Here is a 15721-nt window from a genome sequence, read left to right on the forward strand (position 1 = left end):
TTAAAAAACCGGGCGAAAAAGCCAGTATTACGTCCGCTCTGTATGGTTCGTTCACCGGAAAATGGCCTGCAGGCAGCATTTCCGGCTTATCGGTATAGATTTTCAAGGGGCACCCCTCCTTTCATTTTTCTATCAACTTCTACTAAAATTTAACATGCTGGCAAATAAACCAGGTTTCTCGGGCGATAAACACTGTCAATTCTAATAGAAGATATTAGAAGTTGATAGATTTACCGGAGCTCCTGCAAGATCTTGTCGCACAAAAAAACCAGCCCAAAGCTGGTTGTTATCATCATTACTCTTTTGTTGTTTGTTGTCCCGAAGCAGACGTTTGCGCGACTGTTTGCCCCGAACCGGGCGGTTGTGTTGCCGTTTGCCGCGGAACGGGTTGCGCCTGCGTATTGCTGTCCGGCAACACCTGATTCACAAGGGGCAACTGCTGTCCCGCGCCCGGCTGGCTTTGCTGGACGGAACCTTGTGCCGGTTGAATATTTTGCGGTGGCTGCTTCAGAGCGAAAAACGGGTTGTAATTGCCTGAAGGCGCAGTCACATATTGCGTTATTTCTGGTTTGCTCAACGAGTAAAATACGACAGTCAAATCGGCAGTGACATCGCCGGAAACTCCTTCTTTGGCCGCTGAAATCTTAACTTCCCGCAACTCTGCAGGATTGCTGGCATTTTCGATGTCGTTCATCGCTTTAATCACATTCGGAAAGGCTCCCGTAACTTCCAGCTTGACCGGCACGGCCATCAGATGCCCCTGGTAAACCTTTTCCACCGGGTTGCCAGGCTGAACGGAATTTAGCTCCACGCCGTTTCTCTTACAGCAATCCGCTATTGTGTTTAATGTTTGGCCGGTATCCATATTAAGAGCAAACTTGCTGGATAAACGCCTAAACCTGTCCTGAGCATCCTTCAATGCCGCTTTTTGCATCGGAATGTCATCTGCTTTGGCTCTTTGAGCGGCGTAACTTGTTTTGGCGGTCAAGTATTTTCGATATGCGTCTTCCGCCGCGCGGATGCCGGGCACAGCGAAATAAACGGTCAAAATTAATAGAATCGCTGCACCGATTGCTTTATACAGCTTTGTCCGGTCTTCCAGGAGATTTTTCAATGCATTAGTTAACTGGATTACCTGTATCCTGGTTAACTGCACTTAAAACGGTTCCCCCTTTCACGCCAACGCTTAAGGTAAACTTGTATGCGTCCAAATTATTATCAGTAACTACAGTCACAATTTTCGGATTTGTTGCCCAGGGCAACTTGCTCAAATTATCCCGAAAGGCCGCGATTGCGCTCACGCTGGTGGAGTATCCCTCGATTTTGAAACCTGCCGGGGCGGGCGGCAATGTAGCGGCATTTTGCTGCGTATTATTTTGCCCGGGCGGCGATTGCTGCGCGGACTGCCCTTGCTGAACCGGCGCGGCCTGCGCTTGAACCTGTTGTCCCATCGTTTCTAAAGCGGTGAGCCAGCACTCTTTGGGTATGGCGTAACGCAAATCGTCCAATTCAAAGGTCGTGGGGAGCGGCGTGAAAGATTCCAGTACGGCGTTCCATTGCTGTATAGTTTGCGTCTGATTCGTAATAGCGTCGGATTGCGCCAGCGCCGGACGAAGGCCGATCATCTCCTTTTCCATGGTTGTTGCCCGCACGGACCACCAGTTGCCGGCCGCCCACGGTCCGGTAACGAGACCAAGCCAAACCAGCGCCGCGCCGGCGGTTATCAACATATTCTTTTTCGCCGGCAAAACCGGCGTCTTGCTCAAAGTGATCTTCCTTTTGCCGCCGGGAGAAAAGTCCACGCCCGGCTTTGTAAACGGGTACAGGGCCATCCCGACGGCGGCCGCGTTTTCGGGCAAGTCATCACCTACGACCAGGATATCCGCCTTATCGGTGAACTCCTGCTTGTAATGGGTAATGGTGCGCCTGATTTCGAATTCTATATTGTCTCCGGCTATTTCCCGGGCAAATTCAAGGCAGTCTCTCCCGGCGACGATTCGCGCCCCAAAAGGCGTTTCTTCCAACACAATTATTGCCGTATCCGTATTTCCCGGGCGAAAATGTTTCGCTCCCCGCCACAGCGCCAGCACCCGCAAATCTATTACCGGCTTTTCATTCAACCCAAACCGAAATACTTTGTTCGCCAAGATGCTGACTTGTTTTTGCGGGACCGCCGCCGCAATCACCAGCCAGCTCCCGAAAACGTTTCTCCCGGTTACGCAATGTCGTACGGACATGTCTTCCTCAATATCTTTGAATTGCCACTGAACGCTTTCCGGAATATCTTTTTCCCGGAGTTTTTCCGGCAACCGAAGCGATTTGAGCATTGTTTCCCGGCCCGGTAAAGCGGTTACGGGAAGAAGATTCCTCGGCATTTTGAACCGGTCGGCTACCCTTTTAACCGTATCCATGAAAGCCAGTCTTTCCTGGAAGACGATTTCCGGCTCGCCGCCGCGCAATTCAATGATTACAAAATCGTTCAGCTCATAATCTATTCCGGCGCAACTTTTTACTTTCACCCAGCACCCCCCTTTCCCTGCTATTGCCAATGCTGCGGGTAATATACAATGCTGAACGTTGCCTGTACTTCCCTGGTTACATTTCCACAGGCCCCTATAACATCCACTTTTACAGTTTCCGTGGTTGAACCGTCCGGATTAGGTGTGGAACCAAGCTGCGTGACAGTGACGGTCTTGATCACCACGCCCGGTTCGCTCGGGTCCAGCGGACCTTCAATGTCTGCCCCGTTCCTCCACATGGGATATGTAACCAGTTTTTCCTTCGCCAGTTCCATGCCGCTGTCAGCTGCGCACCGGGCCTGGATGAACCGCCAGGCGCGCAACTCGTTTGCAGCCGACTGGGCGGCGAGACCTGCCGCTGCCATGCTTATCGTTGTTACGCACATCAATATCACAGTCACGATGAGCAACGCCTGGCCCTTTTCGTTTTGCAACCCAAAACCAACCCCCTTTTAAGGCCCTGCCACCAGCGGGTAAACCGTCACGTTTGCCTGCAGGTTTTTCCGCCCGTCAACCGTGCCTATGTTTACGGTCAGGATGATCGAATTGTTGACGCCCGGCTGGACGTTGAAGTTTCCGGTCACGTTTTGCGCTATCACGGTTGACGCGCCGCCGGTGGTTTTGACCAGGTTGTTTCCGGCAAAAGAAAATACGTCATTGCCGACAGTCACTGATTGCCCGCCGTTGTTGACGGCAATGTTCTGCGCGTTTTGTTCCCTCGCGTCCCGGATAATCCAAGATGCGGCGTTTTGCAACGCGCTGTAATTTTGATAACTGGAGGCGCTTTCTCTGTACGCCATCCCGGCGTACCGGAAAATCTCGAACCCGCCGATTACGATGATCGTGCCTATAAACATCGCAATTATGACTTCTATCAAGGTCATGCCTTTTTGATTCACGATTACGCACACCCGCCTTTTTAATTGGCCGGCTGGTCAACTGCCCGGTAAAAAGTTAATTTCTTATTCCGGCTTAGCGAACCAGGAACCGGGTAAGTCACTGTAACAGTTATTTTCTTCACGTAACCACCGGATTGGGTGGATACGTCCACGGCACGGGTAAAACCGGGATACTTGACCGCATCCACCGGCGCGGGCGGTTGCGAAACCACGTTATTAAACGGCAGGCCCATAATCAATTGTTCTTCCTGAAAGGCCAGATAACCGGCTACAGCCCCGGCGTCGGCGGCACGAGCGGCCTGGATCGAGCGGGCCATCACGGCGCTCAATAAAAAAGAAGCGGCGCCGAAAATAAACATGGCAGCGATCACTGTGATCAGCGTATACCCGCGATCGTCAATCTTCCGCAAGCGCCACAATGCGCATCATCTCCTCCGGGGTGGTCACTCCCGCGAGAACCTTCGCTTTCACGTCTTCCAGAAGCGGGACCATGCCTTCTCTTACAGCTACCTTGCGAATCATGTCTACCGGGGCGTTATCGCATATCAACTTCCGAACCTGTTGCGTTACGGGCATCAATTCCATCACCGCCGTCCGGCCCTTGTATCCTTTGTTGCACCGCAGGCAGCCTTTGCCGCGCACAATCGTTTTCGCGCCCGCCAGAATGTCCAGTGCCGGGTGGTCCGCCGGCAAAGCATACGGGACGGAACATTTCGGACAATTCACCCTTATCAGTCGCTGCGCGATCACGCAGCGCAGCGTCGAAGCCACAAGGTAAGGCTTTACTCCCATTTCAATCAATCGCGCCGGAGCGGAAGCCGCGTCGTTGGTATGCAGCGTGGAAAGCACCAGGTGGCCGGTCATCGCCGCCCTGATGGCTAGTTGTGCCGTTTCCTCGTCCCGGATTTCTCCAAGCATGATCACGTCCGGGTCGTGCCGCAAAATAGCCCGCAGAACTGGCGCAAAGTCCAGTCCCGCCTTGCGGTTGATGGGCGTCTGGGAAATGCCGTCTATTTCGTATTCCGGCGGGTCCTCCACAGTGACTATGTTTATGTCCCGGCTGTAAATTTCCATAATGGCGGCGTAAAGTGTGGTGGTTTTGCCGCTGCCGGTGGGACCGGTCATAATGATCATGCCGCCCCTGCCGGGGGCGTGTAGCATTTTTTTAAAAAGCGCCAGGTTCCGCCCGCCGTAGCCCAGGTTTTCCAGCTTCGGCACGACTTTCGTTTTGTCGAGTATGCGTAGCGTGATCTTTTCGCCGTAAATGGTCGCCAGGGTCGCCACTCTCAATTCCACCTCGCGAGGCGTTTTTAGCCTTATCTGACCGTCCTGCGGGAGCCTCCTTTCCGCTATATCCAACCCGGCCATCACCTTTATCCTGGTCACCACCTGCGGGTACATGCTTTTAGGAATCACCGTCACGTCGTGCAGAATGCCGTCGATCCTGTACCTGACGGAACAATTGTTCTTGCGCGGTTCAATGTGTATGTCGGTGGCATCGTCCAGAAGCGCCCGATCGATTAATTCCTGCACCGCCCGGGCGGCCGGCCCTTCGGCGTCGTCGATTTCTTCCGCAACTTCATCATCAGCGGTACCGTCATTGAAGATTTCATCGCCGTACCACTTATGGATCGCCCGCTCGATGTCTTCCGCCGGCGCTATTTCGGGCACGGCTTCCTTGTTTAAAACAAAACGCACCTCATCGGTAACGGCGATATTAAACGGGTCGGACATGGCCAAGTATACCCTGTTGCCCTCCACCCGAACAGGAAAAACCCGGTGCTTTTTGATTATTTCCACCGGCACGTCTACGGCCGGCGGGTCGTTCCAAAAACCGGGACGGCATTTGCCGATATTGAACTGCGCAGCCAGCGCCGCCGCCAGGTCGTCGGCCGAAATGACGCCGTTCTTCACCAGGACGGCGCCCAATTTTTCGCCGGTTTTCTTCTGCTCTTCCAGCGCTTTCGCGATGTCTTCTCTTTTAACCAGTCCCTTTTTGACCAGCAATTCGCCCAGCCGGGCCATCTGTTTGTAAACGGCCATATCAAAAACCGCTCCTTTCAGTGAATCGTTTTATAAATAGAAAATATTGGCGTGTATACGGCAATCAAAATGAACAGGACTATGCCGCCGACAATAATGATCAAAGATGCTTCGGCTATAGTGGGTATCTTCTGCATCATCATTTCCACTTCCACTTCAAATAGGTCGGCGGCGTGGCTGAGCATTTCGTCCAGCCTCCCGGAACTTTCGCCTACAGCAATCATCTTTAGGCTTATTGGCGGCAGCCACCTGGACTTTTTCAACGCATCGCAAAGACGCTGGCCTTCCCTGACGCCATCCTGGGCCGCCAGGATTTCCCTTTTAAAAGACGTGAACCCCGATACTCTGGCGGTAACGGCAAGCGCCTGGGTAACCGGCACGCCAACACGGATCATCAGGCCCAAAGTGCGGCAGACGCGGGCGGCGGCGGCGCGGGTCATCAGCCGGCCAATTACCGGTATGCGCGCGAAAACTTGTTCCATATAGTACCTGATCTTTTCGTCCAGCCACATTTTCCTGAAGATAAATACAGCAATAAAGGAACAAGCGATTGCCGCCGGCAGAATGAGGTTAAACCGTGCCGACAGAAAAAGCAGAAAACGGGTACTTGCGGGCAGGGGAACGTTGACGCTGGTCAAAAGGTCGGCAAATTTGGGCACAACAAAGGTGAAGAGCACCAGCACTTCCAGCACCGACAGGCCCGCCACTATCGCCGGGTATGCCGCCGCCTGGCGTATGCGTCCCCAGAATCGCGCTTCCCCAGCGAAGTGTTCGGCCAGGTCGTTCATCGCGTCGTCCAGAGCGCCCGTCTCTTCGGCCGCCGCCACCATGTTACAGAACACCGGCGGAAAAATGCCGGGGTGTTTCTGAAACGCGCTGGACAGCGATAAGCCGTCGCGAACATCGTTCACTATGTCCAAAAGGGCGCTTTTAAAATTTTTCTTATCCGTTTGTTCCGCAATGGCGTTGAGGGCTTCCAATATGGTTACCCCGGCGGCCAGAAGCGCGTGCATCTGGCGGCAGAAGAATTCCAATTCGCGGCTGCCGACTTTCGATCGGAACGGCAGGAATCCAGATAACGCGGCATTGGTCGCCGGCCTGACACGCAGGACCGTAATCCGGTCCTCGCCGAATTTTTGCTTAACCTGAATAACGGCCTCGATTTTACTATGTGCCTCTACGGTGATTTCCCGCGTCTCAGAGTCGATATACCCGGTAACGGTATAAAGCAATGGACAACACCTTCCTTTGAAATCGAAGGAATTCCCGGCGGGGATCTTAAAAAAATTAAGGCCCTCCATTTGGGAAGGGCCTTAACAGTCGGTTAATTGGAATTTTCCGTCGCACCGGCCGTACCGTCAGCAACATTAGTTGGCACTTTTCCTTGTTGCGGGGAATAGTTGCTGGACATGAAAACATCATCCGTATCCCCGGGTGTTTTATTCGGCCCGGCTGAAACTATACTGTAGCCGATAACATTGTTGGCACTGTCCCAGTAGGTTGTGTAGACATAAGGCATCCCCCACGGGTCGGTTATGCCGCCGCCCGGTTTCCACTGCACGCCCCCGGTCTGGAGCACCATCGCGATGTCCGCCCCGGGGCCGAGTTGGGTTATGGATGTCGGGTTGGACGGAGCACCAGCACCGGCATTGGTTGGGTTACCAGCGATCGGATAATGCCCCTGGCCGTTCGATACGCAATACGCTTCGATAATTGATTTCATGGTGGCCAGATTGCCTTCCGTTTGGCTCACCCTGGCCTGCTGGGTATAGGGCAGGAGCTTGGGCACCATGATCGCCGCCAGAATGGCCAGGATGATCACTACTACGATCAGCTCTACCAGGGTGAAACCTTTCTGGTTCCGCAAAACTCTTTTTAACCGTTTTACCATGCGCTCTAAATCATCTCCCTTTTTTGTTTGTCAATAGGGCTACTTAGAAGGTACAGGGGTTCCCCCTGTTCCCCCGGAACCGGTCAGTGGACTCGGTACTGAACCCTGTTGCGGCGAATATATATCGGAAACATATATGTCGTCTGAAGTATTTTGAGCTTTATCCGGGCCGGCCGAGGTAATGCTCCAGCCTACGATGTTACTGCCACTTGTATATGCGGTATACTGATATGCGTTGCCCCACGGATCAGATAAGCTGCCCCACTGTACGCCGGCGGCCTGAAGCACATTGGCAATACTCGCCCCAGGCTTGGTAGGATCGCTTTGGCTGCCTCCGGCAGCCGGGTAGTATCCCTGCCCGTATTCGGCAGCATAGGCTTCGATGATTGTTTTCATCGTCGCCATATCGCCCAGCGCCCGGCTCACCCTGGCCTGCTGGGTGTAGGGCAGGAGCTTAGGTACCATGATCGCCGCCAGGATGGCCAGGATGATCACTACTACGATCAGCTCCACCAGGGTGAAACCTTTCTGGTTCCGCAAACTCTTCTTTAAGCTTCTTGTCAATTCACAAAACATTTCGGCAACACTCCTTTTGAATCGTATTCACAGCCAAACCGCTCGCATGGATCCATGCTCACCCCCTTTCCGCCCGTGTTTTGCAAGCGCATTTTGCCCACAAAAAAAGCGTTCCCGCAAAGAGAACGCCCTTTTACGAAATACTTAGTTTTTCCTGAACAACCGGGCGAGAAAACCGGACAGCCCACCGGGACGAAATGCCGGGAGTCCCCCGCCTCCGGTCACGTTGATGAGCGTCTGAGCCAGGTTAGATATGGCGACGGAATATTTGTCCTGCGGGTCGAGCGCCACCGCCGGCATGCCCTTCCTGACCGCTTTCTGCGCCAGGTGGCAGTACGGCAGTTCCGCTGCCAACGGCAGGTTGAGTTCGCGGAGAATGGCGCTTGTGCCGATGTCGGCGTTTTCCTTTTTATGGTTGTTGATCACCAGTTGCACCCGGTCGAAACCGCCGAACACCTGGCCCATTTCGCCGCGCCGGTCCTTTAAAAGCCCGACGGTGGACTGGTCGCGGTCGGTGATTACTAAAATGTCCGTGGCCGCGCTGACGGCTATCACCGCCGTTTCATCTTCCAGATCTATGCCCATATCGATAAACACGAAATGGAAATGCCGCTGCAAAAGGTCGAGGCACAACTTGAAAATATCCGCATTGTACCGGACCTTTTCGTATGCCGTTTCCGGAGACACCACGAAATAGACGTTGGTCGGTTCGTGATAATTCATGGCCTCCAGCACCGCCCCGAGGGAAGAGTTCGGGTGCAAATGCGCAAACCCGGCCAGGCTGCGTGGGACTTTGCCCGGGTCCAGCGGTTGGAAGCCGAACTTGTACTTGATGTTGCCGATGGAATTATTGTCGATCACGGCGACGCGCAATTCCTGACCGGTTTCCTCTTCCGTTTTCCGCGCCCAGATTCCCGTGGCGGCGGCCAGGTTCGCCACGGTGGTGGTTTTGCCTACGCCGCCCTTGAAACTGAAAACGACGGGCACCGCTTTGGTGAGTATGTCCACCCGGTTATGCACCACGGTCAGCTTGTCCCCGCCCTCCGCGTAGCGGAAGCCGGTGGGGGAGATCCGCTCCAGGGCCATTCCCACGTCCCGGGCCGCTTTCTGCAGGTCCGGTGACAAGATCACCACCCCTGCTTCCGTGAGGTCGTCCCACACGCTTTTCCTTACCCGTCCGCTGACGAAAAAGTGCGCGTTTTTTCTGACCGAAACCAGGCGAGCCGCGTTCTCCGTCCATTCGGCGGTACCCGGCATCAACACGCCGGCCGCTCCGGTGCTCTCCAACAAAGTGATCAGGTCGTTCACCGTCGCGGCTATACCGGCCACGGGCACGCCCGCGCCCTCGAAGGCGGCGCGGGCCGCGGCGGTGAATTCCCTGTTTCCACAAAGGATTATCATACGATCATCCCCTTAAATCCCCAGTACGCCTCTTATGGCGCTGGTCAATTCCCCGGCGAAAGTGTCCAGCGACACGCTCCTGCCGCCGCCGCAGGGAGACTCGCCGTTTCTTTGCGCCCGGGCGATGGCTTTTTCTTCGTCCAGACCGCCGGAAAGCTCCAGAACCTGCACGCCCTGCAGCAAATCTTCGTATTCGCCCAGGTATACTTCCATGCCGTTGCCCACACCGGATATGGCGGCGTTGACTACCAGGATGTCCGGTTTAAATCCCGCCCGGAGCATTCTCCCGGTCAATTCGAAGGCTATTTCCGAGCGGTCGGTGACCAATACCAGACAACCGACGGCGTCAATCAGCACGTCGGCGGCTTCCACCGGCACGGAGGATGATATGTCCAGAATGACCACCCGGTGATCTCCGAGCGGCGGACGTCCTTTTGACAGGTCCCAGAAAACGTAGTTTTCGCGCGTGGATTCCGGGTCGCGACCATAGTAGCAATAAGCTGAGGGAAGCCTGCCCGCACCCGCGATTTCCAGATGCAGGCCGCCGTCCAGCGTATCGCAAGCCATCGCCGCAACGGTGGATGTGCCCACGCCGCCTTTCACACCGACGAAAGCGACCGGCGACACAAGACCGGCGGTATCCGGAGTGTTCGCGCCGGGCACGGGAACGTAACCCTTCCCCCCGGCTCTTCCAGTTTCATTAATGTCGCTGGGCAAAACTTGTTCGACGGAAACCGGTTCGATGTACGCAAAACCGCCGGGCCAACTACTTTCCCGTCCTTCTCCTTCGTGAGACTCGTTTTCGTAAAACCCGTATTCCCGCCGTTGCGGTTCCAACCGTTCCTGTACCCGTCCTTCGTCGGACGCTTCATTAAGGTCAATCGAATAATCATCGTCGTCAAAAATAATTTCGTAATCGTCCGCGCAAACCACGTCCCGCAATTTTTGCACGATCTCTCTGATGCTGATCCTGGCCCCGTTGATTATGTTTTCTTCGGGAATACCCCTTTCTTTTGCAAGATCAATCAACGCCTCGTCACGGGCTATGAGCAAGCAAGGAATACCCTTTTCAACGACTTTGTCCAACCACTCCCGCACGTTTTTCACGCCCGCCCCGGCGGATAAGGAACGGGCGGCCAGGAACGCCGCCTCGCAATCCTCCGTCAGTTCGTCGACGAATTCAATGCCGTCGGGCAGCGCGGACAGAATGCGGCTTTCGATCTCTTTATTGCCCAGTGTGCTGAAAATGTACATTAAGCACCTCTCCTTTTGAACAGGCTGAACAGCCCGGATTTGCTTTTTTCCTGCGCTCCGGCGAAGCCGAATTCTTTAGCGAACATGGATTTCAATTCGGCGGATACCTTCGAGTTCACGAACAGCGGCAGTGTCTTTTTCTTTTCGGCCAAAAGCCGGGCTTTCCGGTCTTCGTGCACGACGTGGTAATCCCTGAACCCGAATTGACGGGCCAGGTCAACCGGTTTCAGATTTTTTTCATTGTCATTTAATCCCACCCGGTTGACAGCCAAAATAAGGCGGCTGCCTGCCGCCAGCCGCCGGGCGTTGCTGTACATCTGCGAAAACCTCGACTGCACTTTCAGTGTCAGCGTGCCGATGAAAAACACCTTTTCGGCATGGGAAAGCGCCGACGCGATGTGCAGTAGTTCTATGTCGTTAGACGTGTCTACCACTACCTGGTACCTTTTCGACAGCGCGTACAGTGCCGCCGTCAGCTTTTCCGGGTCCCGGGTGTCGCCGCGAATCAAAATATGCAGGTTTTTCACGCCCGGGTGGGCATGTTCTTCCGCCATAACCCATATGTCTTCCTCCGTACCGTCCCAGTCGGCTATGGTCCGCTTCGGAGGGCCGAACATTTCCCTCATGTGCAGCATTTCCCACGTTCCGGAGTTCACCGAGTCCATATCGACCAGGACCGTTGATATCCCCTGATCCGCCAGCCAGGCGGCCATGTTCGACGCCACGAACGTCTTGCCTACGTTGGTGCCGGGAGAATACGAAACGTACAGGTTTTCGATTTTTTCCGGGGGTGCACAGAATGTCGCAACTCTGGCCGGGCCGGCAAAGGCTTCCCGTTTTTTAACGCGATCCGGGATAACTTCCTCCGGCTCGTTGTGAAATTGCCGGGGGGTTATCCGGTTCGGTTCCGGGATAACGGGTTCTTCTGCCGGAATTTCCCCCGTCGCCCGGACGAATTCTTTGATAACGGCTGGTTCCTGCCTGTTTGAAACAGCTGGTCCCGATGTCGTTCTGCTTGATTGAAAACTGTCTGATAAAACGTCTGACAAGTCTGACAGGTTAGAAAGCTTGACTTCCATATCCATTCCTGCCAGCGACAATGGCGTTCTCTTGGCCACCAACAATACCGGCTTGTCGCGGACCGTTAGGCCGTTCCGCAACAGTTCCGGTGCGAAGGCCACCACCACATCGGCTTCCGCCGGGCTGTCGACCGGTATGTGGCCCGGAGGCAGCATTTCCGGTCTGTCGGTGTAAATTTTCAAAGACAACCACCCCTTTTTTTCGTTGCTCAAAAAGCCCATTTTACAGGCCTTTTAAGATCTCCGCCGGGAATTCCCCCGATTTCAATCGGGGGATGAAAGGCGGAAATTATTGTATTACCCACGTCTGACTGCTACCTTTCTGAATAATCGTCAGCATTTCGGGTTTATAAAAACTGAAGTTCGTCTTGTAGCCTTCGCGCTTCCTGACGAAATCGACCCTCACGGTGCAGTCGCTCATGAGTGAGGTGACGATCCCTATGTCGCCTTTTTGCGTCTTCACCAGGTCGTAGCGTTCAATTACCCTGCCCCGCTCCGGCCAGGGGTATGGGTACCTCCATTTCCTGATGCGCTGGTTCTTTACCAGAACAGGACCGGATTCGGTCAGAAGAATGGCCCGGTTCACAGTGAAAATTTCGTTGAGGCGCGTTTTACCGGGAAGTAATTCGTAGTTGAATTTGCCTTCCGCTTTCAGCTTCTTGTAGTACTTGTTCCGCACGTGCCGCCGGTAACTGCGGTTCCTCCTGTTGGTCTCGTGATCGTGGTCGTCCACTGCCATGTGCGACCGGTCCACGTGCGGTTGCCGGTCAGCCTGACCTCGGTAAGCCGCTACGCCAGGATTGGCGTCGAAAAGCTTCCTCCCACCATGCCGGGCGTGTAGCTTAATCTTATAGACAGTCGAACGGTCAACTAACTTCTTCTCCGGGTTACACCCTAATACCACAGCGTCATCCCCGTGGGATTTAGGAAGGCCGAACCTTTCCCGGAGTTCCTTCGTCTCGTAACCGTATCTGATGGCCACGGGAACGCCCAGCTTCTTGAGTTCCCTCTCCAAAAGATAGCGCCCGTGCATAGCCCGACCTGCGGCCCTCACACTTGGGTACTTCTCCAGGTCGAAAGCCAAAGCCAGCTCGCCGGTGATTACCGAAGTGTGGCATTTCTCGCATAATGTTCCCTGGATGTCGTACCGCTTGCTGCCGCCGTGCTTGCGTTGCACAAAGTGGTGAACGTGGGCGTTTTCTCCTGTCACAGGAGAACCGCAGTAAAGGCACCGGTATCCGTCCCTCTTGAGTATTGCCAGGCGACGCTTCCGGTTCCGGGAGTCCGCCTCGATACCATAGGACAGGCCCCGCTGATAGTCCTTGCCTTTGACGGTTGGATTGATTACTTTGACAATGTCCAGCTTGACCGGCTCCAGAACAATTTCGGTCACCGGGTACATCTTCATCAGACGCTTTACTGCGTTGATTTTGGCTTCCACGTCGGCCCTGATGCTGGCCGGGTACTCCTGCTTCTTCTTGCGGTACCGGATCTTGATTTCATCCTCGCGGCCGCGCTTTTTGTTGCGGCGGTTGCGCCTCTGCGCACGGCAGGTCCTGCGGTCCTTCAAATTGTCGCTGATCTCCTCCCCGCGGGTCTTCATCTCGGCCTTGCAGAGAACCAGGTTGTGAGTCCTGTTCTCCTGCACCACACCCAGGCCGCAGGTCTTCCCATCGTCCAGTATGACCCTGGTGGGAAGAAAAACGGGATTTTTCACCCGGTACGTTAACTTGATCGTGAAAGGATACGTGGCAACTACCTTCGCCATGCCCTTCTTGAGCAGTATCCTGGCCCGGGCCGGATGGCAGGACGATAATAGTGTACCGTCCTTGTTCTGAACCAGAACCATCATGGTAAAATACCCCTATCATAGGGATTACTCTGCCTCACGGCAGGTTACCGGCGGTAATACCGCCTGCCCCGTGCACCTCCACCCGGAAACGGACAGCTTCCAGCTGTATATAGACTGCGTTCGGAAGCACGGGCGCGGAAACCGCGAACCGGCTGGGACTAACACCATCCTTGTAGGTCATCCGCGCCTCCCAGGCTTCATCGGGAGCGTGTCAACACCGCCGGATTGTCACCCGAAGGCAACACCGGCTCATACGGCTCTTCACCGCATGCCCCCTACTTCAGTAGGGGGTAGTTGACAAGAGGATGTCAGAGAAATTTAAGCGCATCGTCCACTTCTTCCACACACCCCGTAGCCCCGGCGTTAATTAACTCCATCCGGTAAGGTCCGACCGCCACCACGGGAACAACCACCCCCGCCGCACGCAGGGCCTTCACGAACCGTTCCGCGTCCTTCGCCCGGGAAGACACGAGAATCATATCCGCCGTTTTAGCTCTCTTCTTTATTTCAGCCAGGTTCCTGCATTTGATTAAGCTGATTTTTCCCGATTGCCACGCGCCACCGCAGGTGAGCGCTATTATGATCTTCTTCTGTCCATCACCTGGAACGGGCATCCCGGCGTCTTCCGACCGGTATGGATCCCCTTGCTTGCTCGCCATATCTGTCGGTTCCATACCGGCCACTTCCTCGTAATCTTTTTGGAGCGCAATGGTGAATATATACGGGCGTTCGCCGGGCAGTTCACCTTTGACGAAGTTACGCAGGCCCAGGCTTTCAGCTTTCTTCATGTACGCCCGGGAACGTTCGTTGACATTCCCGACGAGCAGGACGATGCGCGCTTTATTAAACCTCTTTTTCACCTTTTCCAGTAGTTTGAATGATTCTATGCCGGGGAGATTCCTGGAAAGCACGAGCACGTCCGGTACTGGTTCTTTGAGCAGTTGCTCCGCGTTTGGGCAGGTCTCGAATTTCCATTCCCTGCCGTCGTTGAAAGGTTCGATCTTTTGGATGTTCGCCAGGATTTCTTCTGCCAGGTTTTGCTCTACGGCTAAGAGAACTTTTTTCAAGGCTGCATCAGCTCCCTGAGCAAATTTTCCACTTTGACATCCCCGCTCACCGTTTTTACCTGCCCGCCATCGTTGAAGATCAACGCAGGCACGGCATTTACCGGCGGGTCCGGCATGACGAAATACTCCGCGCCGGGCAACCCTTCTTGAGCCAGTACGGTTGCTATTTCGTCCTGTTTACCGGGCAAATACCACGTACCCACCAGGTAGGGCAATTCCTTCCGGCGTGACAGCCAGGCCAGCACCTTGTGACATTCCGGGCACCGGGGCGCAAATAACAGGGCCGGGCGTTGGGTGATGTCCAGGACAACTGGATTCCCGTGAACATCCTGGACGGTCAGGGTGATTGGCTTCGCTTCTGCTGACTTCCCTACCGATCTTGTCTGCCCATTTGAGGTGCCTGAAATTTGCGCATGCGCGTGCTCATTATTTCCCGGTTTGAGATCTTTTGCTCGCATGGTCCTTTCTTCGTTCCGATCAACATAGGTTTTAGCGGCTACCTGGACAGGCTTTTCGTTAAAATGCACCAGTTCGGATGCTGGTACAGTTTCCTGTACCGCCGCGTAAGCGGGTGGGTCGGCCGAAACCGGTTGGCGGGGTTCGTTCAATACAGCGGGATTCAATGCGGTCATTCCGGCCAATACCAGGATGGTCATCGCGATTGCCGCCGCCGAAACGCTGAGCCGACGCCGCCTTTCCAGCCAGAGACTTCCCGCCAGAAGCAGGCACGTAACTGCCGCGAATCCCATACAGACCGGACACAGCCCGCCGGTGACAAGATAGCCGTAACTCAGCAGAACAGCATGGACTGCAATGCCGGCCAAAAGCAAGGGCATCGCAAACCTGTTCCAGCCGGAAACAGAAAGAAAAACGCCTACTGCTAGGTAGAACGCTGCTCCCAAAAGTAAGATCCACTTGTTGTAAGCGGTATAATAAAACGGATGAATTTCGGTCAATAAAAACGGATGATTTTTACCATCTCCTCTCAGCCAGCAGGTATAATTACTGGTTGACAGGGGGTGGAATAAAAATTGACGAGGTGGAAAATGTACGCCGAGATTCATCAATTAAAAGACATGGGGCTAAAAAAAGCCCAGGTGGCCAGAAGGCTGGATATCGATGTAAAAACGGTCATCAAAT

Annotated in this window: 16 protein-coding genes; all 16 read right to left on the reverse strand. The window is 54.5% G+C overall.

From position 1 onward, the window contains the following. Window positions 1–295: 295 nt before the first annotated feature. On the reverse strand, window positions 296–1156 hold the full coding sequence (gene pilO, locus GFC01_RS02035) for a type 4a pilus biogenesis protein PilO (protein ID WP_152944968.1): 861 nt from the start codon (window positions 1154–1156) through the stop codon (window positions 296–298). Further along, entirely contained in the window at window positions 1119–2519 is a 1401-nt protein-coding gene (locus tag GFC01_RS19910) for a PilN domain-containing protein (RefSeq protein ID WP_152944969.1), read from the reverse strand. Before GFC01_RS19910 ends, pilO begins: the two co-directional genes overlap by 38 nt. A gap of 20 nt (window positions 2520–2539) precedes the next feature. Next, window positions 2540–2953, reverse strand: a complete 414-nt coding sequence (locus tag GFC01_RS02045) for a hypothetical protein (protein WP_152944970.1) — start codon at window positions 2951–2953, stop codon at window positions 2540–2542. 18 nt (window positions 2954–2971) lie between these two features. After that, a complete protein-coding gene (locus tag GFC01_RS02050; protein WP_152944971.1) occupies window positions 2972–3418 on the reverse strand; it encodes a prepilin-type N-terminal cleavage/methylation domain-containing protein in 447 nt (148 codons plus the stop codon). Between the two features lie 20 nt (window positions 3419–3438). Next, window positions 3439–3837: a hypothetical protein gene (locus tag GFC01_RS02055; protein ID WP_152944972.1), complete on the reverse strand. Its 399-nt coding sequence runs from the start codon at window positions 3835–3837 to the stop codon at window positions 3439–3441. Then, window positions 3815–5461: a GspE/PulE family protein gene (locus GFC01_RS02060; protein WP_152944973.1), complete on the reverse strand. Its 1647-nt coding sequence runs from the start codon at window positions 5459–5461 to the stop codon at window positions 3815–3817. Before GFC01_RS02060 ends, GFC01_RS02055 begins: the two co-directional genes overlap by 23 nt. Before the next feature lie 17 nt (window positions 5462–5478). Beyond that, the gene (locus GFC01_RS02065; RefSeq protein WP_194174748.1) at window positions 5479–6693 is read right to left on the reverse strand and encodes a type II secretion system F family protein; all 1215 of its coding nucleotides are present in this window, start codon (window positions 6691–6693) and stop codon (window positions 5479–5481) included. A 92-nt stretch (window positions 6694–6785) separates the two neighbouring features. Then, complete coding sequence (locus GFC01_RS19915) at window positions 6786–7352, reverse strand: type II secretion system protein (RefSeq protein ID WP_152944975.1); 567 nt, start codon at window positions 7350–7352, stop codon at window positions 6786–6788. A gap of 39 nt (window positions 7353–7391) precedes the next feature. Further along, window positions 7392–7928: a prepilin-type N-terminal cleavage/methylation domain-containing protein gene (locus tag GFC01_RS02075; protein WP_152944976.1), complete on the reverse strand. Its 537-nt coding sequence runs from the start codon at window positions 7926–7928 to the stop codon at window positions 7392–7394. A 144-nt stretch (window positions 7929–8072) separates the two neighbouring features. Beyond that, window positions 8073–9329, reverse strand: a complete 1257-nt coding sequence (locus GFC01_RS02080; RefSeq protein WP_152944977.1) for a nucleotide-binding protein — start codon at window positions 9327–9329, stop codon at window positions 8073–8075. 12 nt (window positions 9330–9341) lie between these two features. Continuing rightward, window positions 9342–10583, reverse strand: a complete 1242-nt coding sequence (locus tag GFC01_RS02085) for a hypothetical protein (RefSeq protein ID WP_152944978.1) — start codon at window positions 10581–10583, stop codon at window positions 9342–9344. Further along, window positions 10583–11770 (reverse strand): nucleotide-binding protein, encoded by a 1188-nt coding sequence (locus GFC01_RS19190; protein ID WP_194174749.1) that lies wholly within the window; start codon window positions 11768–11770, stop codon window positions 10583–10585. Before GFC01_RS19190 ends, GFC01_RS02085 begins: the two co-directional genes overlap by 1 nt. A 181-nt stretch (window positions 11771–11951) precedes the next feature. Next, on the reverse strand, window positions 11952–13514 hold the full coding sequence (iscB, locus tag GFC01_RS02095) for an RNA-guided endonuclease IscB (protein ID WP_152944980.1): 1563 nt from the start codon (window positions 13512–13514) through the stop codon (window positions 11952–11954). Window positions 13515–13548: 34 nt separating this feature from the next. Continuing rightward, window positions 13549–13695, reverse strand: a complete 147-nt coding sequence (locus GFC01_RS02100) for a hypothetical protein (RefSeq protein ID WP_152944981.1) — start codon at window positions 13693–13695, stop codon at window positions 13549–13551. A 127-nt stretch (window positions 13696–13822) separates the two neighbouring features. After that, window positions 13823–14581, reverse strand: coding sequence for a response regulator (locus tag GFC01_RS02105; RefSeq protein ID WP_152944982.1), 759 nt, complete (start codon window positions 14579–14581; stop codon window positions 13823–13825). Then, a complete protein-coding gene (locus tag GFC01_RS02110) occupies window positions 14578–15483 on the reverse strand; it encodes a vitamin K epoxide reductase family protein (RefSeq protein WP_152944983.1) in 906 nt (301 codons plus the stop codon). The genes GFC01_RS02105 and GFC01_RS02110 overlap by 4 nt, the downstream gene beginning before the upstream one ends. Between the last annotated feature and the right edge of the window lie 238 nt (window positions 15484–15721).

It is taken from the genome of Desulfofundulus thermobenzoicus (assembly GCF_009428905.1).
Classification (GTDB): domain Bacteria; phylum Bacillota; class Desulfotomaculia; order Desulfotomaculales; family Desulfovirgulaceae; genus Desulfofundulus_A; species Desulfofundulus_A thermobenzoicus.

Excerpts from the sequence above, each read along its gene's own strand:
- GFC01_RS02060 (WP_152944973.1), bottom strand. The coding sequence starts at position 5,461 with ATGGCCGTTTACAAACAGATGGCCCGGCTGGGCGAATTGCTGGTCAAA.
- GFC01_RS19915 (WP_152944975.1), bottom strand. The coding sequence starts at position 7,352 with ATGGTAAAACGGTTAAAAAGAGTTTTGCGGAACCAGAAAGGTTTCACC.
- GFC01_RS02075 (WP_152944976.1), bottom strand. The coding sequence starts at position 7,928 with ATGTTTTGTGAATTGACAAGAAGCTTAAAGAAGAGTTTGCGGAACCAG.
- GFC01_RS02080 (WP_152944977.1), bottom strand. The coding sequence starts at position 9,329 with ATGATAATCCTTTGTGGAAACAGGGAATTCACCGCCGCGGCCCGCGCC.
- GFC01_RS02085 (WP_152944978.1), bottom strand. The coding sequence starts at position 10,583 with ATGTACATTTTCAGCACACTGGGCAATAAAGAGATCGAAAGCCGCATT.
- iscB (WP_152944980.1), bottom strand. The coding sequence starts at position 13,514 with ATGATGGTTCTGGTTCAGAACAAGGACGGTACACTATTATCGTCCTGC.
- GFC01_RS02100 (WP_152944981.1), bottom strand. The coding sequence starts at position 13,695 with ATGACCTACAAGGATGGTGTTAGTCCCAGCCGGTTCGCGGTTTCCGCG.